At 61.3% G+C, this 23,810-nt stretch carries 12 protein-coding genes; 9 read left to right on the plus strand and 3 right to left on the minus strand.

Features of this window, described 5'->3' with window-relative positions; genetic code table 11:
* Positions 1 to 16: 16 nt before the first annotated feature.
* The 3 genes from AC1RTB_RS21730 to AC1RTB_RS21740 all read right to left on the minus strand — a co-directional run bounded on the left by AC1RTB_RS21730 (position 17) and on the right by AC1RTB_RS21740 (position 4,035).
* Positions 17 to 2,212, minus strand: coding sequence for an esterase-like activity of phytase family protein (locus AC1RTB_RS21730; protein WP_492879579.1), 2,196 nt, complete (start codon positions 2,210 to 2,212; stop codon positions 17 to 19).
* Positions 2,213 to 2,378: 166 nt separating this feature from the next.
* On the minus strand, positions 2,379 to 3,167 hold the full coding sequence (locus AC1RTB_RS21735; protein WP_492879580.1) for a GGDEF domain-containing protein: 789 nt from the start codon (positions 3,165 to 3,167) through the stop codon (positions 2,379 to 2,381).
* Between the two features lie 157 nt (positions 3,168 to 3,324).
* Entirely contained in the window at positions 3,325 to 4,035 is a 711-nt protein-coding gene (locus AC1RTB_RS21740) for a thermonuclease family protein (protein ID WP_492879581.1), read from the minus strand.
* Positions 4,036 to 4,281: 246 nt separating this feature from the next.
* Here AC1RTB_RS21740 and AC1RTB_RS21745 point away from each other — a divergent pair, with 246 nt between their 5' ends.
* From AC1RTB_RS21745 to AC1RTB_RS21785, 9 genes are all read left to right on the plus strand, one after another.
* Positions 4,282 to 5,205 (plus strand): transglutaminase-like cysteine peptidase, encoded by a 924-nt coding sequence (locus AC1RTB_RS21745; protein ID WP_492879582.1) that lies wholly within the window; start codon positions 4,282 to 4,284, stop codon positions 5,203 to 5,205.
* 335 nt (positions 5,206 to 5,540) lie between these two features.
* Positions 5,541 to 6,986, plus strand: a complete 1,446-nt coding sequence (locus tag AC1RTB_RS21750; RefSeq protein ID WP_492879583.1) for a TolC family outer membrane protein — start codon at positions 5,541 to 5,543, stop codon at positions 6,984 to 6,986.
* Positions 6,987 to 7,017: 31 nt separating this feature from the next.
* Positions 7,018 to 9,153, plus strand: a complete 2,136-nt coding sequence (locus AC1RTB_RS21755) for a type I secretion system permease/ATPase (RefSeq protein WP_492879584.1) — start codon at positions 7,018 to 7,020, stop codon at positions 9,151 to 9,153.
* A 56-nt stretch (positions 9,154 to 9,209) separates the two neighbouring features.
* Positions 9,210 to 10,499, plus strand: a complete 1,290-nt coding sequence (locus AC1RTB_RS21760) for an HlyD family type I secretion periplasmic adaptor subunit (protein WP_492879585.1) — start codon at positions 9,210 to 9,212, stop codon at positions 10,497 to 10,499.
* A complete protein-coding gene (locus AC1RTB_RS21765) occupies positions 10,489 to 11,118 on the plus strand; it encodes a ribbon-helix-helix domain-containing protein (RefSeq protein ID WP_492879586.1) in 630 nt (209 codons plus the stop codon). Before AC1RTB_RS21760 ends, AC1RTB_RS21765 begins: the two co-directional genes overlap by 11 nt.
* 288 nt (positions 11,119 to 11,406) lie before the next feature.
* Positions 11,407 to 21,384 carry a DUF5801 repeats-in-toxin domain-containing protein gene (locus tag AC1RTB_RS21770; RefSeq protein ID WP_492879587.1) on the plus strand — a complete coding sequence of 3,326 codons (9,978 nt, stop codon included), beginning with the start codon at positions 11,407 to 11,409 and terminating at the stop codon, positions 21,382 to 21,384.
* 11 nt (positions 21,385 to 21,395) lie between these two features.
* Positions 21,396 to 21,734: a hypothetical protein gene (locus AC1RTB_RS21775; protein ID WP_492879588.1), complete on the plus strand. Its 339-nt coding sequence runs from the start codon at positions 21,396 to 21,398 to the stop codon at positions 21,732 to 21,734.
* An 88-nt stretch (positions 21,735 to 21,822) separates the two neighbouring features.
* The gene (locus AC1RTB_RS21780) at positions 21,823 to 22,197 is read left to right on the plus strand and encodes a hypothetical protein (protein WP_492879589.1); all 375 of its coding nucleotides are present in this window, start codon (positions 21,823 to 21,825) and stop codon (positions 22,195 to 22,197) included.
* Between the two features lie 232 nt (positions 22,198 to 22,429).
* Entirely contained in the window at positions 22,430 to 23,644 is a 1,215-nt protein-coding gene (locus AC1RTB_RS21785; protein WP_492879590.1) for an ABC transporter substrate-binding protein, read from the plus strand.
* Positions 23,645 to 23,810 lie beyond the last annotated feature (166 nt).

The raw sequence follows: 23,810 nt of genomic DNA on the forward strand, positions 1-23,810 counted from the left end.
TTCAGTTCTGTGCCGCTCAGTTGATGGCGGCGATGTTGCCGAGGCGCAGGAACAGCGTTTCACCGGAAGAGTCGTCGACACCGTCATTGTCGGTGACGACAAAAGCCTCGCCCGATGCGTCGATGGCAAAACCCTCGACCTTGTCGACGACATAGCCGTTGGTCGCCGACTTCAAGTCTGGCAGCAGGTCGCGAACCAGCGTCTTTTCCACCAGGGGCAACTCACCGCCAAGCTTGGCCGGCTTGAAGCCGTCGAGCGCCACTGCGTAGATGCGCTTGTTTTTGGCTTCCTGGGCGATCAGATTGTCACGCTCGATGACAAACAGTTTGCCGTCATGGGCTGATATCTCAGACAGGCCGACCCAGCCTTTTTCGGCGGCATCGAGCGGATAACGCACCGCCGACCATTCCTTGTCCTTGGGCTTGTAGGCCAAGAGCTTGACCTGGCCCTTGGGATCGTCGGCCCATTCGCGCTGGATCGCCATGACCAGCGTCAGGTCGTCGCCTTCGCCAAGCGTGGTGATGCCTTCGAGACCGTAGCGCGTCTCGTGCGCCAGAAGCTCGGTGGGGAAGGCGATCTCTTCCTTGATCTCGCCCTTGGCGTTGACGTTGTAGATGGCGTGCGGAACGAGCTTGTCGGAACGGCCTTCCGACGCCAGCCAGAAACCGCCCTTGCCGTCGGCAACGATGCCTTCGAGATCGAGTTTCTGGGCAGGTTGACCGTCACGGGTGACGATCATCTTTTCCGTGATCAGGGCAGGGGTCTTTGACGTGTCGATGGTGAAGATCGCCGGAGCAGAGCGGTAGACCGAGTCCGACACCGCATAAAGCTTGCCCGCTTCCTTGGGGTCGGCGGCAAGGCCCGAAAGCGCGCCCCAGCCGAGCGGCGTGCCGTCATCCCTAGAGGTCGAAGCGATCTGCGGATAGGCGGCTGCGCCTTCGCCAAGTTCGTAGACCATGACATGCGAACGCGCGAGACCGTCTTCGACGAGATCGGTTTCGTTGGCGGTGACCAAAAGGTTGCGCTGCGGGATGGCAACCAGGCCTTCCGGGCCAATGCCCGAAGGCAGCAGCTGGAGGAATTCCGGCGCGCCGCCGGTATCCTTGTAGACGCCGATCAGTGAGGCGCGTTCGGCGGCGACGAAGATCAGCTTCTGGTCGCCGAAGGTCGCGAATTCGAGGCCTTCCGGCTCGATGCCCTTCTTGTTGCGGGCGTCGGGATAGTGGCCGGCAGAAGCCGCCTGGTACTCGAAGGATGGGCCGGATTCATAAAGCACGTCGCCAGCCTTGGAGAAGATGGTGAAGCCGCGCGCGCCGCCCTTGTAGTCGCCTTCATTGGCAATAACGAGGCGGTCGTTGTCGAGCCATTTCACCGCGTCGGGTTCGCGTGGTGTGTTTTCGACCGTGCCCATGAAATTGAGCGCGCCGTCCTTCTTGGTGTCGACGTTTTCAAGCGTCACCTCGCCGGCGGAAAAATGCGAAACGATCTTGGCGCTTGCCGCATCGACAATGGCGATGTGGTTGTTTTCCTGCAGCGTAACCGCGATCTCGCCCTTGTCGTTGAAGGCAACGAATTCCGGCTCGGGATCTTCCGGTGCCACGGTGGCGATACCGATCAGGTCGACGGTCTTGATCGAGGCGCAGTCGGGCGCGCCGTCCTTGAGGGCGACGATCTTGAGGTTGCCAACTGGCAACTGCGGCATCGCGCCGTCGTTGAGTTCTTCGTCGCGCTCGTTTTCGATGGCAACGGCCAGGAACTTGCCGTCCTTGCTCAGCGCCACCGAGTCGGGCTGGCCGCCGAGGTCGCAGGAGGCCTCGATCGCCTTGGAGGCGAGGTCGATGACGGTCAGGTTGCCCGAAGGCTCCTGTTTGTTTTTGGAGGTGTTGATGCCCGCCAGCACCTTGTTGCCGGCGACGATCACCGAGGTCGGCTCGCCGTCGATCTTGACGATGCCGGCGGCCTTCGGCGCCTTGGGGTCGGTGATGTCGATGAAGCCGACAGCACCCAGCGGGCTGTCGGAATAGACCAGCGTCATGCCGTCTTCGGTCGCCGCGATGATTTCCGACGAGGTCGGGGTCGCCGCATCGACATCAGCCGGCAGATTGGTGGCGACGGGGAAGGTGGCGATGCGGTTGAACGCCTGGCCGGCATAAGCGGGGAAGGCCGCTGACGCGGCGAGCGCGGTCGTCAAAAGCAGGAGCTTGCGTGACATGGAAAACCTCTTTGCCTGAACGGAATTGCCGGTTCCGTTTGGGGCAGCGAGATTTCAGCGCGATGACAGCTGGATGATGGTTTCGTGACAGTCTCTTCAGAACGAAAAAAACAAAGCCGCGCAGCAAGGCCGCGCGACTCGGATATCTCAAGACTGTCTCAAGGCCTCAGGCGTTGAAGCCGGCTCTTTCGTCGCCATCGCTGGAAAATTCGGCGAACTCGACACGGTTGCGGCCGCGCGCCTTGGCCTCGGAGAGGCGACCGTCGGCCTTGCGGAACATTTCGTCGAATTCGAGCTGATCTTCGAACAGAACGGCACCGACGCTGACCGTCAGCGGGCAGTTGCGCCCGCCCGGCTCGAGGATGGTGTCGGAGATCGAACCGCGGATGCGCTCGGCGACACGCTCGGCATTTTCCTTGGTGGCGCCGGGCAGGAACACGCCGAACTCCTCGCCGCCGATGCGGCCGACGAGATCGCCGGTACGGACGGAAGACTTGATGGCGCTGGCGACTATCTTCAGCACCTCGTCACCCCAGGCATGGCCGAACCTGGCATTGATCGCCCTGAAATCGTCGACGTCGACAACCAGAAGCGCACCCTGCCGGCGCCCCGACCCTGCCGAACCGCTGCGAAATGCGTCGATCAAGCTTGCGAAAACACCGCCATTGAGGACCGAGGTCAGCGCATCGACCGACGAAAGCCGGCTGATTTCGGATTTCAGCGCGCCGAATTTGCGCCGTTCATTGGCGACAATGGCAAGCAGCGGCGCGGCGACTATGCCAGCAACAACGCCCGCGCCGACCACCGCGCGCCAGAAGATGCCGTCTGCCTGGCCTTGAAACAGGATTGCCGCAGCGCCTGCCGCGACCGCAACGCAAGCGGTCGTACCCAGAAGCGCATAACGGGCGACTGGTGCCCAGCTACGCCCTGCATTTCCTGTACCCAAATTATCCACGCCAGATCCCTCCGCTCTCTTCGTCGAACCGATCTACCTGTGGAGAATGAAACATTCCTTGTGCGAATTCGAACAGTTTGACGAATACCGCCGAAAGTCGAGGACTATCTTGCATTTCAACATCCAAAAGCCTTTGGCGAGCCGCAACTGCGCCGCCTCAACCCGGTGGCCCGAACACGCCCATTTTGGCTTTCCGCGCGACCTCTTCGGCTTTTTCATAACCGCCGCCGGGCCGCGCATGCGCCCAGCCATTTGAGACGAGCCACGCGCCGACATCCTGCTTGCCGAGCCTGCAGGCGGCGGCCACGGGCTGACGTTCGGCAGGCGGAAACACCTGGCACATGGGCGCCCGGCCGCGCAGCCAGTATCTAAAGGCAAGCATGGCCCGCTCGCCGCAGCGCCATACCGCGCCTTCGAACGCGCACGTCCGGTCGGGACCAAGCGCCTCGGTGCCGGCAATGAGTATCGTATAGCCCATCGACTCGAACGAGGCCGAAGACGTCACGACAGGACGATAGAGAAGCGTGCCTTCCCAATCGTCGGGCCTAACCGGCTTCGGTGGCGCAGCGAGCCCCAGGTCACCGAGCGGCGGCCTTGCCTCGACGCGTTGCAATGTCTGGGCGGCAGCTTCAGGCGGTACGACGACTTCAGGGGCAATCGCGCGTGTCGGATCGCGCGCGGCCGCCGAGTCTCCAGTGGCCGCGTGAGGCTTGTCCGTCGAGTCCAAAGACAAGGCGCCGGGTCGACCGGCTTCGAAAATCGGCTGTGGCGGCGCGTAAGCATCACCTTGTGCCATGACCGCCAAAGCAACCGCGCCAATCGCGACGAGCGCGGCCATGTGAACCAGAGCCGCACGCCACGAGATCACATCCGCGCTCCTCTCAACCCAAGCTGTACAAAGTCGCAACGACGCACTGGCGTTCCATCCCCCGCTTCGGGCAGGCGATATGGATCGCATGGCAGCGCCAACCTTGGAAGAGATGGGGCGGCAAAGTCGAAGATTTATGTAAAATTTTCTGAAAAGTATATCACGAAGATTATACTATGATTACCTGCGTTCGTTTCCGATAATTTGAGACGATGTTGCTAGCTTTCACCAAAATAGGTGGGCGAAATGAAAGCAACAGCGAGCAACTTTTCCAAACTCGGATTGAAGAGCTTTGCAGCAGCAGCATTTCTCGTTGCGGCGCTAAACGGCGCCAATGCGAACGAGCGGTTTGAGGCGCCGAGCGTTACCCAGCCCAGCGCACAGCAGCTTCTCGGCGGTCTGATGCTTGCCGAACCCAAGGCATCCACGATCGCGGCCAAGCCCTTCCAGTTCGACCGGGATTTCGACGGTTACGGCCTTGCCTTGCGCAGCGCATCCGAACACGACGCCGTCGCTGGCGTCGATCAGATGAAAACGGCGGCCATCATTCCCGGCGTGTTCGGTTCGGTTGCCATTCCGATGCGCAACTTCCCGGTCGCGGGACGCTGGGCCAAGGTCTATCGCGAGATCAACGACTGCGCCGAGGCGGCCGCTTGCGGCAAGAACGGCGCGATCCTTTCGGCGCTGGCCGTGCGCAGCCGTGACGGCAAGTTCCTCGACAAGCTCGTCGCCGTAAATCGCGCGGTCAACACCATGATTGCTTATCGCAAGGACGAGGCGGTCTACGGCAATCTCGACTACTGGGCCAAGCCGGCAGAAATACTTTCGCGCGGCGCCGGCGACTGCGAAGACTTTGCCATTCTCAAGATGGCGGCGCTGATTGAAGCCGGCGTGCCGGCGCAAAGCATGTCGCTGGTCGTGCTGCAGGACAGCAGCCGGGGCGTCTTCCATGCCGTTCTCTCGGTTGCCACCCAGAGTGGAACCTTCATTCTCGACAATCTGAGCAACGGCGTCCTGCGCGACGGTGCGCTCAAGAGCTACGTTCCGCTTTATTCCTTCAGCACCGATCGTGCCTGGATCCATGGCGCGAAGCCCGGCTCGGAACAAATCGCGGCTGCAACCGGCAGCTTTGCAGCAATCGCGCCCGGCGAGGGCCCGCTGCCGCAATAGGGCTGCTGCGGCGCGGCCTGACGCCGACAGACGACGAACGGCGAATCGGCGGATGCCGACCCCACCGGCAATTCCAGGTTGACCCGCAGCCTCGATCCGCTCGGTGACATCGTCAGTGCAAAACGGATGCGTTTACTACGCAGCGGTAGTTTTAGCGGCCAGAAATGTAGCATTTTTGCATCAGTGCTTTAGCCAAATCGCTCGAATCGCAGGATTCAGAGTAGCGGCATTAAATTTGCTGTCGATTTTCTACCGCCACTGGATAATTGCTCCTAAGTGGATGCGGGATTGGGATTTCGGCTGCTGCGGGGCGCCGGATGGATGGGGGATTGTTTATGCCGATGCGTCTCGGACAACTGGCAATGCGGCTTGGCGTGTTGCTGGCGGCAACCATGCTGTCAGGTAATGGTGCCAGCGCGCTGACACTCAAGGAAGCGATGGCGGTGGCCGTCGAATCCAACCCTGAGATCGGCCAGGCCATCGAAAACCGCGAAGCGATCGAATTCGAGCTGCGGCAGGCGAAGGGACTTTACCTTCCCAGCGTCGACTTCGAAGCATCGACCGGCGTGCGCCGGCTCGACAATTCATCGCGGCGCGCGCTTTCGATTGAAGATGACTCCCTGTATCCGTCGGAAGCCGGTGTCGTCGTTACCCAGAAACTGTTCGACAGCGGTTCGCGCCGCGCCGAACTGACGCGCCAGGCCTCGCGCGTCGACGGCGCATCCTTCCGCGTGCTCGAGCGCTCCGAATTCATCGGGCTTTCTGTCGTTCAGGACTATCTCGAATATCTGCTCCAGGCTCAGATCGTTGCCGACGCCAAGAAAAATCTCGGCTTCCATCAGTCGATCCTCGGCGACATCCGCGAAGGCATCCAGGGCGGCGCCCTGACCGATGCCGACCGGCAGCAGGCCGAAGAACGGCTCTATGCCGCACAGGCCCGCCTGCAGGAAGCATCCGAAGAGCTGGAAGCGGCAAAGATCAGGTTCTTCAAGACGGTCGGCAAGCCGCTGACAAGCCCGTCCAAGCCCGGCTCGGTGGCGAAGGCGCTGCCTCGTTCGCTTGACGATGCGCTGGGTCTTGCCCGTCGCAACAATCCACGCGTCCACATGGTCAGCAGCGACATCGATGCGGCCGCCTCGCTCGTCGATGCGGCGCGGGCCAAATACGGACCGGAAGTCGTCGCGGAGGGCCGCGCCCGCGTCGGCACCGATATCGACGGCGACAACGAAGATACCAACGACCTGCAGGCCCGGCTGGTGCTGCGCTGGAACCTCTATCGCGGCGGCATCGACAAGGCCAACGAGCAGGAGCAGATCCGGCGCGTCAGCGAGACGCGACTTGCCCTTCACCAGGTGCAGCGCGAGATCGACGAGGCGGTGCGCATCTCCTGGGACCGTCGTTTCCGCCAGGCGGACCTGACCAAGACGCTGCGCCAGCAGACGGTTGCCAACGACCGGCTCGTGGTGTCCTACCGCGAGCAGTTCAAGGTCGGCCAGCGCTCGCTGCTCGACGTGCTCGATGCGCAGAACACCCGCTTCAACTCCGAGACACTCGCCAACACCGCCGCTTTCGCATCCTTGTTCGCGGAATATCGCCTGCTGGCCGCAACCGGCCAGCTGTTGAAGACGATGGGCGTGACGCCGGCCAAGCAGTCGACGGCCTACGCCCGGCAAGAATTCAACGTGCCCGCGACGCCCGACACCGACACCTATGCGCGGACGCCTTCGGAGCAGGCAAACAATATGCCGTTCGACCTCCTGGCCCCGGTCAGAAAGAAATAGGGTGTCTGCCTGACGGCAGCCCCCGCCCGTCATGAACCAGCAGATTCATATCCAGACGCCAGTCGAAGCGTTCAAGTCCTGCTTTTCAGCGGTCGCGGCCTATCTTGGCCGTCCGAGCGCTGAAACCGTGCTGTTTTCCGGCGTGCCGATCTCGGCGACGCGGATCGAGGTGCAGGAAATCAGGCATCTCGCCGAGCGCATCGGCCTGGAAACAGCCGAGTTCGAGCATCGCGACTTCATCCGTGGCCGCTTCGATCTGCCGGCGATCATATTCCGTCCCAACCGCTTGCCCATCGCCATTCTGGCGGAGCAGGCGGACGGGGCGGAATTTCTGACCGGACCCCAGGAAGACGGGCGCACGTCAATCTCGCGTGCCGAACTGATGGCCACACCGATTGCCGGAGGCGTCGGCTTCTCGATCACCTATGCCAATAGCGCCGAGGGCATGAATGTCGGCAATGCCGCCAGGATCGAACGGCCGCACTGGCTGTACGGCACGCTGGGCATGTTCTGGCGGTCCTATTCGCGCGTGGCGCTGGCGGCGATCTTCATCAACCTGCTGGCGATCGCCTCGCCGATCTTCACGATGAACGTCTACGACCGCATCTTGCCCAACAAGTCGATCTCGTCGCTTTGGGTTCTGGCGATCGGTGTGTCGACAGCGATCCTGTTCGACCTGCTGCTCAAGACCGCGCGTGCGGCACTCATCGACCATGCCGGGCGCAAGGCGGATCTGCGCATCTCCTACATGCTGTTCGAAAAGGTGCTGAACACCTCGCTCAGCGCGCGACCCGCATCGACGGGCGAATACGCCAACCGCGTCTCGCAATATGAATTCGTCCGCGAATTCTTCACCTCAAACACCGTCAGCACCTTCATCGACACGGCGTTCGTCTTCATCTTCCTGTTGGTGATCTACGCGATTGCGGGCTGGCTGGTCGTCGTGCCGATCATCGCCTTCATCGCCGCGGTCATCATCGGGCTGGTGGCACAGCACCGTATCGGCAAGCGCGTGGCGGCGTCGATGAACGAGGCCTCCCAGCGTCAGGCGCTGTTGGTCGAGTCGATCTCGACGGTCGAGACGATCAAGTCGCTGCGCGCCGAGGCCTATCTGCTGCGCAAGTGGCGCGAGCATTCCAAGAACGCCGCCAACACCTCCGAAAAGATCAAGCAGCTGTCGTCGGCCGCCGCCAACATGACGCAGTTCGTGCAGCAGCTGGTCACCGTCGCGCTGGTGGTGGCCGGCGCCTATGCCTTCGACAGCGGCGCGGTCTCGACCGGCGCCATCATCGCCGCCGTGATGCTTTCGGGACGTGCAGTGGCACCACTTGGCCAGCTTGCCATGACCATTTCGCGCTTCCGCCAGGCGACGTTGTCGCTCAGGGTCCTCAACTCCATCATGGACCAACCCGAGGACCGTCCGGACACCGTCGGCTTCGTCAACCGCCCCATTCGCGTCGGCGCACTGACGCTGCGCAATGTCGGCTTTGTCTATCCAGGCACCGAAACCGAGGTGCTGACTGCTATCAACCTGTCGATCAATCCGGGCGAGCGCGTCGGCATCATCGGCCGCATCGGCTCGGGCAAGACCACCTTCGGCCGGCTGGTCGGACGGCTGTTTTTGCCAACCACGGGCGAGCTGCTGCTCGACGGCATCGACGTGCGCCAGTATCACCCCTCCGAGGTTCGCGCCGCCGTCGGCATCGTCGCCCAGGCAGGCGACCTGTTTTCCGGCACGATCAAGGAAAACCTTTTGATGGCGCGGCCGGAGGCGACCGACGAGGAGATCATCGCCGCGGCCAAGGCGGCGGGCGTCGATGAATTCGTCTCGCGCCATCCGCGTGGCTACGACATGAATGTCGGCGAGCGCGGGACCAACCTGTCGGGCGGGCAAAGGCAAGCGGTGGCGATTGCCCGATTGCTGATGACCAGGCCCAAGATCGTGTTCCTCGACGAGCCGTCAGGCTCGATGGACCTGGCCTCCGAGCGTCAGCTCATCAAGCAGCTCAAGATAGCTTTTGACGACAAGACCACACTGATCATATCGACCCATCGTTACAGTATGCTTGAAATTGTCGACCGCCTCATCGTGGTCGAACAGGGGCGTATCGTTGCGGATGGGCCAAAGGAAAAAGTCATTCAGGCACTGCAGAAGCCGGCCGGCTAAGAGCAGAGGCCTGAGGCATTAATTATATTGGATTCGTTCAATATAATGGGGCATTCATGATATCAAGAGAAGACAGACCGCCATTTTTTGCGTCGGCTGCGGTGTTGATCATCGCCGCGTTGTTCGCGGCGTTCGTCCTGTGGGCGTCGTTTGCCGAGGTCGATGAGATCGCACGCGGCGAAGGCAAGGTCATCCCCGCCTCCAAGACCCAGATCGTGCAGGCAAGCGAGGCAGGCGTCGTCCAGGAGATCGCCGTCAAGATCGGCCAGGTGGTCAAGAAGAACGACCTCATCGTCCGGCTCGACAACACGGTCAGCACCTCCAGCCTGGGCGAGCAGCAAGCCAAGGCGCGTACGCTTGGCGCCCGCATCGCCCGCCTCAAGCAAGAACAGGAAGGCAGGATCGGCGAGCCTCTCACGTGCCCCGAGACCCTGATCCAGATCGCCCCCGAGATCTGCGAGAACGAACAGAAGCTGCTGGTCGCGCGGCGGCAGAATTTCGACACCAAGCTCAATGTGCTGAAGTCGCGGCTCGACCAGCGCGAAAAGGAACTGAACGAAGCCAAGGTCAATGTGCAGCGGCTGACCGAAAGCCGAGCCGTCAGCGACAAGGAGGCCGAACTCATCACCTCCATGGTCAAGCGCAAGCTGATGGCTCAGACCGAGCAGATGCGCGTCGATCGCGAGCAGACCGAACTCAGGGGCCAGCTCAACCTTGCCGAAGAAACCATCAAGAGGACCGAGGGCGCGATCGTCGAGGCCAAGCTCCAGGTCGACGAATTCGGCCTCCAGCTCCAGCAGGAAGCGCTGGACGAACTGACCCAGGCGCTGTCGGAGCTTTCGGTTGTCGACGAGACCATTCGCGGGGCGACCGACCGGGTCGCGCGCACCGACATCCGTTCCCCGGTTGACGGCATCGTCAATACGCTCGACGTCAACACGCCGGGCGCCTTTGTGCAGCCCGGCGCGGTGATCGCAGGTATCGTGCCGACCTCCGAGACCTTGCTGGTCGAGGCACGCGTTTCGCCGCGCGACGTTGCCTTCATCCGCCCCGGCCAAAAGGCTCTGATCAAGGTTTCGGCCTATGATTTTTCGATTTTCGGCGGCCTCAACGGCAAGGTCCAGAACATCACCGCCGACTCCCTGGTCGACCAGAACACCGGCGAACCCTATTATCAGGTCCGCGTGTCGACCGACCGTTCGGCGCTGGAAAGGGACGGCATGTCCTACTCCATCATACCCGGCATGATCAGTACCGTGGAGATCATCACCGGACGCAAGACCATCCTGGCCTACCTGCTCAAGCCCATCAACAAAGCGCGCAACGAGGCGCTTCGTGAACGATAGCGCCGCCTTGCCAGATGGCCTTGGGATCAACGTCTTTTCGGCCGACGATCTGACGACCGATTTCCGCGTCGTCGTCCGTCAGGGCTCGCGGCGCGGCATCAGGCTGGAGCGCCTGTTCTGGGCGACGCTGAAGCAACTGGCCGAACACAACCACCTGACCATCGGCGAGATGGTCGAAGAGATCGCGCGCGCCAATGGCGACACTAGCAACCTCGCTTCGGCGATCCGCGTGGCGTGCCTGCGCTGGATAGCCGACCAGAATGCGTCACTTGGCAAGCTGGCATCGCTGCGCACCATCAACGCCATTTTGGGCGCCTGCCCGGCACCAGCCTTCGCGTTGTCGTCGACGAAGAAGATCCTGTCGCTCAATTCGGCATTCCAGCATCTGGTCAAGCGGCAGCTGCCCGTCGGCTTCGGCGACGATACCAATCGCGACCTCAGGCTTTCGCTCGATCTCAATGTCGCCGACATCTTCGCCAGGCTCGATGCCAATGGCGGCGTGCCGATCGCCAGCGGTTTCGTCATCGGTGCCGGCGAGCGGCGTTACCGCGGCCAGCTCAACATGGTCCGCGCGCCGATCAGGGCACCGGAGCTGCTGCTTTCGTTCGTGGTCGCCTGATAAACACGCGCGCAGACGTGCTTGAGCCTCACCATCGTCTTGCCTGATCTTCGGCCCGCTGGCGGGCAGTTCAGCGCATGTGGAAACTTTTCACAGGCAGACCTTTTGCCCTTAAGAATTCGTCAGAATTTACTTGCAAATTTTTGTCGCGATTTCTCTGCCGATTAACCAATCGAAAACTTTTCGAGGGAGCGGCATATCCGGATATGCATTCAGGTTCTCGTCACAGTTGTGTTTGTCGACTGGCCATTGTTTCAGTGTCGCTAAATTACGATTTGGGGATGGGCAATGGCGACCTCTGTTGATTTTGAAAATCTGTCTGCTTCCGTGGCTGAAAATGCAGCCCTGCCAGAGGGCGCCGTAGCCCAGCCTACGGTTGAAGACCAAATCGTGGCCCAGGCCGATCCCGTTCCCGTCGATGCCGGTTCCGGCGAGCCGGTACAGGCAGCGCAGCCCACGGCTGCGGCACCCGTGCAGGCGATGCCTTCGGAATTTGTCGCGGACGCTTCAAACGTCGTTCACCTGCCCGCCAGCATCTCCATCGACAATATCAAGGTCGACGGCAACAACCTGGTTCTCGAACAGGCCGACGGCACCCTCATCATCATCAAGGACGCCGCCGCCAATGTGCCGACCTTCCTGCTCGGCGATGTCGAGGTGCCGCGCGTTGCCCTGATCGCGGCCCTTGAAGCCGGCGGCATCAATGTCGCTTTCGGTGCCGACGGTTCCATCGCGGCCGGCGCCGGCTCGCCGCAAGGCTCCGGCGGCAACTTCGAGATCCAGGCGGGCGGCATCGGCGACGGGTTCGACCTTTCCGATCTGCTGCCGCCGACCGCGCTGATGTTCCCGCAATATGGCGGACGTGAGCTTGATGCGGGCCGCAATGCCGATCCCGAATTCCTGAGCTTCTCCATCCGCCTGTCCGAAGAGGGGCTGAACGGAGCCAATGCCGACAACGGGCCGAACCCGTTCGACACCACCAACGAGACCATCTACACCGGCAGCTTCGGCGCGACCGATTCAAACGGTGATCCGCTGACCTACAGCCTTGGCCTGCCGGACCCGGTGGTCAATGCCGGCATCAAGTCCCATGGCGCCGAAATCGTCTGGGACCTGGTCAACCCCAATCTGCTTGAGGGCAGGGTGGGCGATGTGGTCGTGGTTCGCTTCTCCATCACCAATCCGAGCACCGGCGCATACAAGGTCGAGATCCTGGGCCCTGTCGATCACCCCAGGGCGGGCATCGAGGACGTTCTCGGCATTGTCATTCCCGTGACGGTCAAGGATCCGTTCGGCGGCTCGGCCACGGCCAATGTGACGTTGCAGGTTGAAGACGACAGCCCCGAAATTTCCGGGGTCCGTCTCGGCGCAACTGCCATTCTCGACGAAACGACCGCGGGGTCGCCAAGCGGCTTCCCGATCAGCGTCAACAGCTCCGGCCCGATCCTCGACTTCTCTTCGAAATTCGGCGCGGATGGTGCTGCTGCCAGTGGCGGCATTGCCTATTCGTTGTCCCTCACCGGCGCTGCCGCATCGCTCGCCTCCGGTCTCATGACGGCGGTTGGCGATTTTCCGATCACGCTGGTCCAGACCAACGCGACCACCATCACCGGCACGTTCGAGAATGAAGGCACGCAGACAGCCTTCACGATCAAGATCAACGCCGACGGTTCGCTGACGCTCACGCAGAACGTCCCGCTCGAGCACCTGCTCGATGGTGCCGGCGAGAAGCACAACGACTCGCTGGACCTCGCTGGCCTTGTGAACGCGCATGTCGTCGTCACCGACTTCGACAATGACAGCGTGTCCGGCGGTGCCCAGATCGGCGGCGCGATCATCTTCAAAGACGACGGTCCGAGCGTTTCGGAAAATGCCATGGTCCTTCTTGACGATGATGCGCTGAACGGCGGCAATCCCGGCACCCCTGCCGTTGGCGACGACATTGACGGCGCCAATTTGGCGGGCACGCTTGGTCACAGCTTCGGCGCTGATGGTGGCTCGATCGGCTGGTTGATGGGCGGCGCCCCGGAGGGGTTCGAATACAAGGTGAACGACAGCGGCGCGCTGGAAGTTTACCAGGGTGCGACGAAGGTGCTGACGATCACGCTGGACAGCGCGACTGGCGCCTACCAGGTGACGCAGAACGCGCCGATCATGCACGAGGCCGGCGGCAATGAGAACAACCAGGTCTTCAACCTGACCTATCAGGTCAAGGACAATGACGGCGACACCGCCAACGGGACGCTGCAGATCAACGTCGACGACGACACGCCGACGATCGAAACGTCCGGCAAGGAACCTGTGCTGACGGTCGATGAGACCAACCTCAACACCAACGCCAGCGCATCCTTCGCATCGAACTTCACCAGTTCCTATGGCGCTGACGGCGCAGGCTCGATCGGCTACGCGCTGAGTGTCGTTGCCGGAAACTCAGGACTGGTCGACACAGCCACCGGCCAGGCAGTCATCCTGAGCATGAACAATGGCGTGGTTGAGGGCAAGACGGCCGGCGGCCTGCTCGTGTTCACGGTAACGGTGGATGGTTCGGGCAACGTCACGCTCGATCAACTCCGCGCCATCAAGCATCCAGACGCCGCCAACCCGGATGAGCCACGCAGTGTCGCGGACGATCTGATCAAGCTGACGGCGACGATCACCGACAAGGACGGCGACAGCCAGTCGGCCTCGCTGAACATCGGTGACAACCTGGTGTTCAAGGACGATGGTCCGACGGTTGTCGGCGAGGGTGCAGCGGTCATCGTCGACGAGGATGACATCGCGACATGGCTTTCGGTCGGCACATCACCGAAAGATGGCACAGGCGATGGCTCGAGCAGCGATTTCGAACTCCCCTTTGGCTGGGCTGCAAGTGCAAGCGGCTCGGTAGCAGGTCTGGTCAATTTTGGTGCTGACGGCGCCGCACCCGGCGGCGGATTTGGCTTCACGTCGACCGCGTTGACCGACATGGCCAATATCGGCCTGATGTCCAAGGGTGTTGCTCTGAGCTATACCTTCGTCGGTGGTGAGTTGGTCGCCTTTGCTGACAATGGAAATGGCAGCTACAACGCCCTTTTAGATCGGACAATCTTCAAGCTGACGCTCGCAGCGGATGGCAGTTTCACCTTCCGCCAGTTCGATCAACTCGACCATGTGGCGCCGCAGTCCGGTGCTGACGAGAATACCGCACTCAAGACTGCAAACGGCTCAGTTCCCTCGATCGATTTTGGTTCGGTTATCCAAGCGACCGACCGCGACGGCGATTCCGTCACGCTTGGTCAGGGCAAGGTCAATGTCACTGTTCGCGACGACGTTCCCGAGGTCGAACTGACGGCAACGGGTCGTTTGCTCGTGCACGACGAGACGCCGGGCGCACAGCCCGACGCGGACGATATCTCCGGCTCCCTGTCGCTGTTCAACGGCATCACCAACAAGGGCGATGACCCGGATGTTGCCGGCAGCGGCCCGATCGGCTTTGCCAAGCAGAACGGCCTGATCAATGCCGATGTCGTCTTCGGTTCGGATGGCGCAGCGGCGCAAGACTCCAAGGTGTTTTCGCTGACGCTGAAGGGCGGCAACGGCCAGGATTCCGGGCTGCGCACGACTGAAGGTCAGATGATCCGCCTCTATCTTGAAGGCGGCCTGATCGTTGGTCGTGTTGACGGCGGTGCGTTCAACGGCAAGGCGGCGTTTGCGATCGGCATCGATACGGATGACGGCGATGTGTCGCTGGTGCAGTACCTGTCGCTCATGCACGCCAACCAGACCAACCCCGATGACGAGGTCGGCTTCACGCTTGGCCAGGGCCAGGGCATCGAGGTGCAGCTGACGGTCAAGGATGGCGATGGCGACACCGATACCAAGAGGGTCGACATCACCAACAGCGTCAAGTTCCAGGACGATGGTCCGAAGATCATCTCGGTCGAGGCCCCGGTGCCTGCGATGGGACCGGACCTAATCGCCAATGGCAGCTTCGAGCAGGGCCACAATCTTACAGGTTCCACCTGGGAGATTTTCGGCGCCATCTCCGGCTGGACCATGGGTTCGAACAATGTTCCGTTCGAGATTCAGACGGGCGGGTCTGGCGGCCGTGGCGCCGACAGCGGCAACGCCATCGTGGAGCTGGACGGCGACACCCATAGTAACGGCAATCAGGGTGTTATTCCAAATGCTGATCACACCAACGCCACCATTCAGCAGACGATTGCAGGCACCGAGGCTGGCCAGACCTATCAGCTGAGCTTCGCCTATTCGCCGCGTGGCGGCGAGGGCGTAGGCTCCAGCGGCATGCAGGTCTGGTTCGAGGGCAAGCTGATCTATGAGATCCCTGCGAATAACACCTATCCTGCCAACACCTGGCAGCACTTCACCATCAATGTGACTGCAAGCGGCCCCGGCGCGGTGCTCAAATTCGTTGGCACTGGCAGCGAAAACGAGCTTGGTGCGCTGCTCGACAGCGTCAGCCTCAAGGCTGTCTACAGCTCCAATCTCGATGACGAGGATGCGCTCGGCCAGGTCCTTGGCAACCAGGGCGGCCCCGGCGACGACGGCTCTGGCAGTGTTGCCCAGGGCAAGATCCTTTTCGATGCCGGCTCCGACGGTCTCAAGTCGATCGTTGCGGAGGGCATCGCCGGCCTCAAGGCGATTTACGTCGGCGCGGACGGCGTCGGTAGGCAATATGCGGTGGAAACCCGGCCCTGGGCAGAGAATGGTGCTGGCGGAACGCTGACCGGCACTATGGAAGTGCCGGGCGTCGGCACCGTCACGGTCTACACGCTGACCATCGATGCCTCGGGCAATTATACTCTGACCGTGCTGCAGCCATTGGTTCATCCGCTGACGGACAATCCCACGACGGACGAACAGGAAGCGTCTTTCGAAGACAATCTGTCGCTCAATTTCGGCTTCACGATCACCGATGGCGACGGCGACAGGGCAACCGGTACGATCAAGGTCGATGTCGACGACGACAGCCCAGAATTCGTCAATGGTGGCATTGAAAACGGTGCCGTCTCCGTCCTGAATACGGCAGTCACCGGCCATCTGAACCTTGCTTTCGGCGAAGACGGTCAGCATGCCACGAACGGGCTCCGCATCAGCGGTTGGCCTGAGCTTGAAGGCGTGACGACCACACTCTCCGGTGACGGCAGGACTTTGACCGCGACGATCGGCCAGAATGGTCCGACCCTTTATACGCTTCATCTGAACAACGACGGCACTTACGCGTTCACCCAAGTGAATTCGCTGCCGGGCGGCGGCAACACCATGCCGGCAGTCAATTTCGGCGGCGGCTTCGGGCCGACCGCGATCAAGGACTATGAAGGGTTCACCCTCGAAGGCATCAGCGGCAAACTTAGTGGCTCCGGTGCTGGCATCGGCGTCGGCGACAACAACATGGATGCCGGCGACAAGTTTGCTGTCGTGTACGATGTCGCAATGACGTCAGCGACGCTTGGAGTGAACCACAACGGCACCGGCAAGATGCATCTCGACTGGGTTGCAAAGGATGCCAACGGCGGTGTCGTTGCTTCTGGCAGCACGGCCAGCTTCGAAGGCGATGGCACTATCAAGATCGTTGCCGGCGCACCGTTCGTGAGGCTTGAAGTCACGGTTGACAAGGACGTCGCCAAGGAAAACCCGCACTTCAAGCTCGATAGCGTGGGCGGACAAACGCAAGGCGACGCGCTGATCGACAAGCTGAACTTCGAGGTCACCGGCAAGGACGGTGACGGCGATACCGTTTCCGACGCTTTCGACATATCGCTGGGTGATACGGCCCCGACGATTTCGGTAACGGCACCCACGCTTGTCGTCGACGAGGATGGTCTTGGCGGCGCCAATGTCGACAACGGCCTTGCTACGGAGACGACGTCGACCGGGAGCGCGACGCAGTCGGGCACGATCGTTGTGCAATATGGTGTCGACCAGCCGGCTAACCTTCTCGGGGCGATCGGACTGTCGGCTTCGGGCCTGAACGGCCAGCTCGATGCGCTGGGCGGTGACGTGACATGGGTGCTGTCGAACGACAGCCGGACGCTGACCGGTTCGGTTGGGAACACGCCGGTGATGACGATCGAAATCACCATGGCGACACCGAATGGCGGCGGCCAGGTGACCTACAGCTATACCGCAACGCTGCTGCAGCCTGTTACCCATCCGGTCAACCCGGGCGAGGACTTCGTGACGCTGAACAACATCGGCTTCACGGTCAAGGATAAGGACAACAGCGTCGCAACAGGTTCGTTCGCCGTCAAAGTGGCCGATGATGTGCCTGAGGCAGTCGACGATGCGGCAAGATCAATTGCCGAGAATGCCTCGGACACGATTAACGGCAACGTGCTGACAAACGATGCCAAGGGTGCGGATGGAGCTGTGCTCACCCACGTGCAGTTGCCGGGCGGTGCGTATGTGGCACTCGCCGATCTTTCGGAGACGGCTCCAGGTTCGGGAGTTCACACTGCGACGGTAACCGGCGTCGGTACCTATACGTTCAAGGCGGATGGCAGCTGGACTTTCGATCCGAGTTCGAATGCAAGCCTGTTGAACCAGGACGGTACGTTCCACTACAAAATCACAGATCGCGATGGCGATACCGATACGGCCAAGCAGCCGATCACAGTGACGAATGCTAACACGCCCCTCGATCAAACTGCCGGGTTCACCGGTATTGTCGAAGAAGAGCACCTCAATTCGGCGCAGGCGCATGGCATCGATGATGTTACGTCCGCGCCCGATGGTGACAACAACCCGGCTACGCCAGACGGCGACGACGATGTCGCGGGCAATCTCGGCGTCACCACAGACGTTACGAGCGGCAATCTGAACGGTCTCGTATCCGGCATAGACGGCACGGCAACCTTTGCCTTCTCGGTTACGGATGGGGCAAATGCGACCCTGGTCGGCGGGGCTAACGTGACCTCGCAAGGTCAAAATGTCCTGCTGGACGTTCAGGGCAACACGATGTGGGGCTATGCCAACAATGGTGGCGCCACCAACAGCTACGACCCAGGCAGCGATCGCCCAGTGTTCAAGCTGGAGCTGGATTCGGCAACTGGTGCCATCAAGTTCACCTTGCTCGATAATATCGACCACCATCCGATCGCTAGCGCCGACAATGTCGAAGGTATCAAGGCGCTCGACCTGTCCGGCAAGCTGACCGTCACAGATTCCGCGGATGGCGAGACGCTCACATACCATAACGTCTCCGTGAACATCATCGACGACGTGCCTGTGGCTCAAGACGACGCGGCGGCTGTTGTCGAAGGCTCCAAGCCGAGCATGAATGTCGTTCTGGTCATCGACACGTCCGGCAGCATGGCAGAGGACGGCGACCCCAACACCCCAGGCGTACAGTCGCGGTTGGACCTCGCCAAGGCGGCGGCGCTGAACTTGCTCAACTCGAGCGGCGTTACCATCAATCAGGTGATGGTCGTTGAGTTCTACGATAAGACTCAGGTGAACACCCCCAAATGGGCCAATTGGAGCGATCCAGCTGATAGGGCTGATATCGAAGCATTTATCGACAGCAGGATCACCGGCGGCGGTACCGATTACGATGCCGCGACAGGGGCGGTACGTGCCAGCTGGGGTACTGGGCCGACGGCTGCCGATCTCACTAACGTCTACTTCCTCTCGGACGGCGATCCCGATCCGAGTTCGGCGGGGCTCGATGCGACGGAGCGCGGAGTATGGGAAAGCTTCCTTGTCAACCCCGACAACAATGCCGCGACCAACGACGCCATTGACCATGTCTATGCCGTCGGCATCGGTTCGGGCGTAAGCACCAGCGCGCTCGAGCCAGTTGCCTGGACGCCGGGTAACGCCAACTTCCCGCCGATCGTCATTACGGATGCGACGCAACTCAACTCAACCCTGACGGGTACACTGCCAGGCTCGACTACCGGCAATGTGCTCTCCAATGACGGTGGCTTCGGCGCCGATGGTGGCCGTATTCTGTCGATCAAGGTCGGCGACGTGACCTACACTTGGAACGGGGCCAACGCGATCGAGAAGTCCACCGGAGGTACGATCACCGGGACATCGTTCACCGTGAACACCGCCAACGGCGGAACCTTCACTTTCCAATTTGCAACCGGCGGCGGAAAGAACGCCGGCGACTGGAGCTACAAGGCGCCAACCAGCGTAGCCCAGGACCAGGTCGAGCACTTCACCTATGTCGTTCGGGACGGCGACGGCGATACGGCAACTGCCAACCTGGACATCACGGTCAAGAACATCAACCAGGCGCCCGCCGGCATCGACGCTGCCATCAACGGCACGGAAGATACGGCAGTCCAACTGACGACAGCCAACTTCAGTTTCACGGACAACGAAAACAACGCGCTCCAGTCGGTGATCATCACAACACTGCCGGCGAGCGGGCAGCTGCTGCTCAACGGTATCACCGTAGCTGCGGGAGCGACGATCTCGGCAACCGCTATTGCCGCCGGCCAGCTAACCTATGTTCCTGCGGCGAATGCCAACGGCTCGGTCGATCTGAAATTCCAGGTGGTCGACAATGGCGGCACGGCCAATGGCGGCCAAAACACCGATACGTCGCCGAACACGCTGACGATCAACCTTGCGGCGGTCAACGATGCGCCAACGTCGACGAACGACGCCGTGACGATCAATGAGGACACTACCTATCTGCTGACGCGGACCGATTTTGGTACGTTCGCCGATGTTGACGGCAATGCGCTGGCGGCAGTGAAGATTACAACGCTTCCCGGCAACGGAGCGCTGCAATACAACACCGGTGGCTCGACCTGGGTTACGGTTACGTCAGGCCAGGAAATCAGCGCCGCCCATATCGACGCTGGCCGTCTGCGCTTTGTGCCTGATGCCAACGAATTCGGTACGGCTTACGCTACGATCGGCTTCAAGGTCGGCGACGGAACGACGTTTAGTGCTTCGGCCTATACGCTGACGGTCAACGTCAACGACGTGCCGGAGAATGCTGCGCCGCAGATTTTCGCAGACACAACATATTTTTGGACGACTGATAACAGCAACAACGCTCAAACATATGTCAATCGTGTTAGCTTCTTCGACGGCGATGCAGGTACAAGCACGGTGTCAGCGCTTTTCACCTCAACCAATGCTGGCGACACTCTGATTGCAACCAATGGCAATGGCGTCACGGTGTCGGGTTCTGGAGCAAGCCTTACGCTTACCGGTTCGATGGCGGCCATCAATGCGTTTTTGGCAAACAATGGATTGTCGTGGAATCCTTCGGGCAGTAACAATCAGGTTGTCAGCCGTCAGATCAATGTGACGATCACCGACAATCTCGGGGCGAGTTCTTCTACCTCGTTTAATGTTGTTCATTCGGCACAGAATTCGGATAGTGGCAGCAGCCACAATTACGTCGGCCTGAACATCAACAGAGCTGACCCGGACTTTGATGGTGGGAACGACACGGTCATCACCTCTTGGGCGCACGGGCCTTCGACCAATGACGTGGTTTACGATGGTGGCGACGGCACCGATACCATCACGCTGGTGTTCACGCCTGCCCAGCTGGAGGAGTTGCTGGTAGCCGGTTCTGCTCTCGATAACTTCCTTGATGGCAACATCAACTCGAACTTGGACCTTGGGGGCACAAGCTGGAACGCCGAGGCGACCAATTTCGAGAATGCGGTTCTTGCAGTTGCCGCTGGGCACAATCAGCATGTTGTCTATTCTGCAATCGGGGCAACCGATGCCGACTTACCGACGTTCGACAATACCCCTGATAACGACACGAATGGCGACACTGTGCTCGGCACGACCGGGGGAGATACGCTAAACGGCGGCGGCGGTAACAACGATACTGCCAACAACGGTAACGACATCCTCGTGGGCCGCGGCGGCAACGACACGCTTTGGGGTGGTGGTGGCAGCGACCTGCTGCTTGGCGGCGACGGCAACGACTTGCTGCATGGCGGTATCGGCAATGACATCCTTTCGGGTGGTGCGGGAGCAGACACGTTCTTCTTTGCGGCGGCCGGTGCTGCAAATGTCGACAAGATCGTCGACTACTCCTACATGGAGGGCGACAAGATCGACCTTTCCGCTTTGCTCGATGCGAACTTCAATCCGGGCGGCGATGTGTCGAGCTTTGTTAAGTTGAGTTCGAATGGCACTGACGTGACTGTCCAGGTCGATGTGAGCGGAAACGGCTCGAACTGGCAGGACGTGGCAACCCTCAGCGGCTACTCGACAAGCAGCGCCGAAATGGTGAAGGTGCTGTTTGACAACAACGAGCATACGATCACGACGACCTAAAGGGCGAAGGCATGACGGAGCCTACGAATGATGCGGAGCCATCGGGTTTTTTGTCGCCCTTGGAAGGTGAGCTGCATTTCGGCAATCTGCCCATGCTGGCGCCGAGCCCGATGCCTGTGATCGACCAGGCAGCGCTCGGCGAGATTCTCGCCGACTCGCTGTTTGGCGAGGTCATCGAATTGTCCGACCTGATACCGCAGTTGCTGGCTCCGGGCACCGAGACGTCGGTCGACGCTCTGGCGATGGCTGATATCGCGGCGCCGGAGACCGCCGGGGACGCGTTGGCTGCCACGGCACCGTTCATGATCCTCTTCGAAGAAGATGGCTCGTCGGGGCAGGGTACGCTTTGAGTTTTGGAATGCGCCCGGATTTCCGGGTGGGGACGTGAATGGGTGGCAGCCGACACCGCGTCGCTGCCGGGCTGGAGAGGGAATTTCTATGGCTTTCAACTGGAAGAAGCGGTCGGCGCTGGCCGGCCTTTGCGTATTCGCCTTCACTGGTCAGGTGGCCGCGGCCGACCTGATCGACATGCCGACGGCCAGCTATTGCCAGGTGGCGAGCACCTCGGACCTGGCGCTGAACGAGAACCTCGGCGAGGTCAGGACCGAAGTCGTAAGGCTGATGGACGAGGCCGTGGCGGCGGCGAACAGCTCGCAGTGGATCGACTCGAAGCGTCCTGTCTTCGTCTGGGCGTCGGAAGCCAAGGTCGCCTGCGGCAAGGCCTATGGCTATCTCAAGACAAACTATCGCGATGAGGACTACCTCAACAAATGCGCGTGCTTCCATAGCCGCATGGTCGAATACATGAACTAGCCAGGTCGCGGGCCGCCGCTTCCATGTGGCCCGAAAAGTCCGCCGAAGGCCCCGCGCGATGAAACCCAGCAACGCTGGCCCGGCCCGCCTGCTCGGCGGCCGCCAGGTTCGCGGCCGTTGCTGAACTGGCATAGCCGCAGCCCGATCGCCCCTGGCGCAGGTTAATGCTCCGTTCGCTGCGGCGGCGATGGAGATCGAAAACGATGCGGAAGCACCCAGCAAGGGAAGCATGATGACGGGAACTGGACAGCGCTTGACGCGGCATGCCGCATTGCTGGCTGCCGTGTTGGCGCTGCCGCTTGGTCTGGCCGCTTGCCAGTCCGGCGCCGAAGACGACGACGTGCTTGGCACCGTCGCCCAAGGCGTAACCGCACCTGCTGGAACAGCTCAGGCGAAATCGGGCCCGACAAAATCCGGCGAAACGCTCGGCAAGGGGCCGGTGAAGATTTCGATGCTGCTGCCCTTGTCGGCGAGCGGGGCGGCCGGCGATCGCGGCCGCAAGATGCGCGATGCCGCAGCCCTCGCCATGGCCGACATGGGCGACAACCTGCTGACATTGACGGTTGAAGACACCGGTGGCGACGAAGCTCGCGCGCGCACGCTGACCACCGGCGCGCTGGCTTCGGGCGCGAAGCTCGTCATCGGCCCGTCCGAGCCCGGCGCGGTGCGCCAGCTCGCGGCGATTTCGGGCACCAACCGGCCACTGGTTCTGGCTTTGGCCGACAATTATGCCGGCGCGCCCGGGGTCTATTCGGTCAGGCTCAACGAGGCCGACAGTGCGGCGGCGGGTGCGGCGGCAATCGCTGCCAAGGGCGCGCGCAAATTCGTGCTGTTCACAGCCGAAGGCGAGGCCGGCAAGACAATCGAAAAGCGGGTCGCCAACAGCCTCAGCATCTATGGCGCCACGCTTGCGGTGGCGGTGCCATTCGGCCCGTCGACCGGCGGATCGGAAAAGGCTGTGGCCGACATGATGGCGCTGGTCAGCGATCCGCAGGCGATCGTGATCGCCAGCGGCAGCGCCAACCCGGCACCTTTGGTCGCGGCGCTGAAGGCCAAGGGGCTGCTCGGCAAGAACATCACCCTGGTCGGCTCAAATCGCTGGCTCGAGCATGGCATCGACGAGCCGACGATGCAGGGGGCCTACATCGCCACACTCGACAGTGCCGAGATCGGGCCGATCGCCGAGCGTTTCCGCAAGACCTATAACTACGAGCCCGACGTCAATGTCGCTTATGGTTATGACACTGTGGCCCTTGCGGCCGGCATCGCCAGCGCGCTCGGCCCGAAGGGCTTCACCAAGAAGGTGATCGAAAACCCGACGGGCTTTCGCGGTTCGACCGGCGTCTTCCGTTTCCGCGACGACGGTGCCGGCGAACGCGCCATGCCCTTCTTCCGCATCGACAAAGGCCAGCTCAAGCAGGTCGAAAAATCGACCTCGGGATTTTGACAATTACGAAACGGATTGCCCGGTTTACCAGCATCCCGAGAGGCGCCGACTGTCGCACTTGAAAACAGAATGTACCCGTCTAAATCAAATGTCGCAGCTATTTAAAGATGAGACAAAGCAAGCAACTTAGAAATGCGATATGATCCTAATCATTATTACTTCGTTT

Source organism: Aminobacter sp. GW821-FHT11F06 (genome assembly GCF_058808215.1).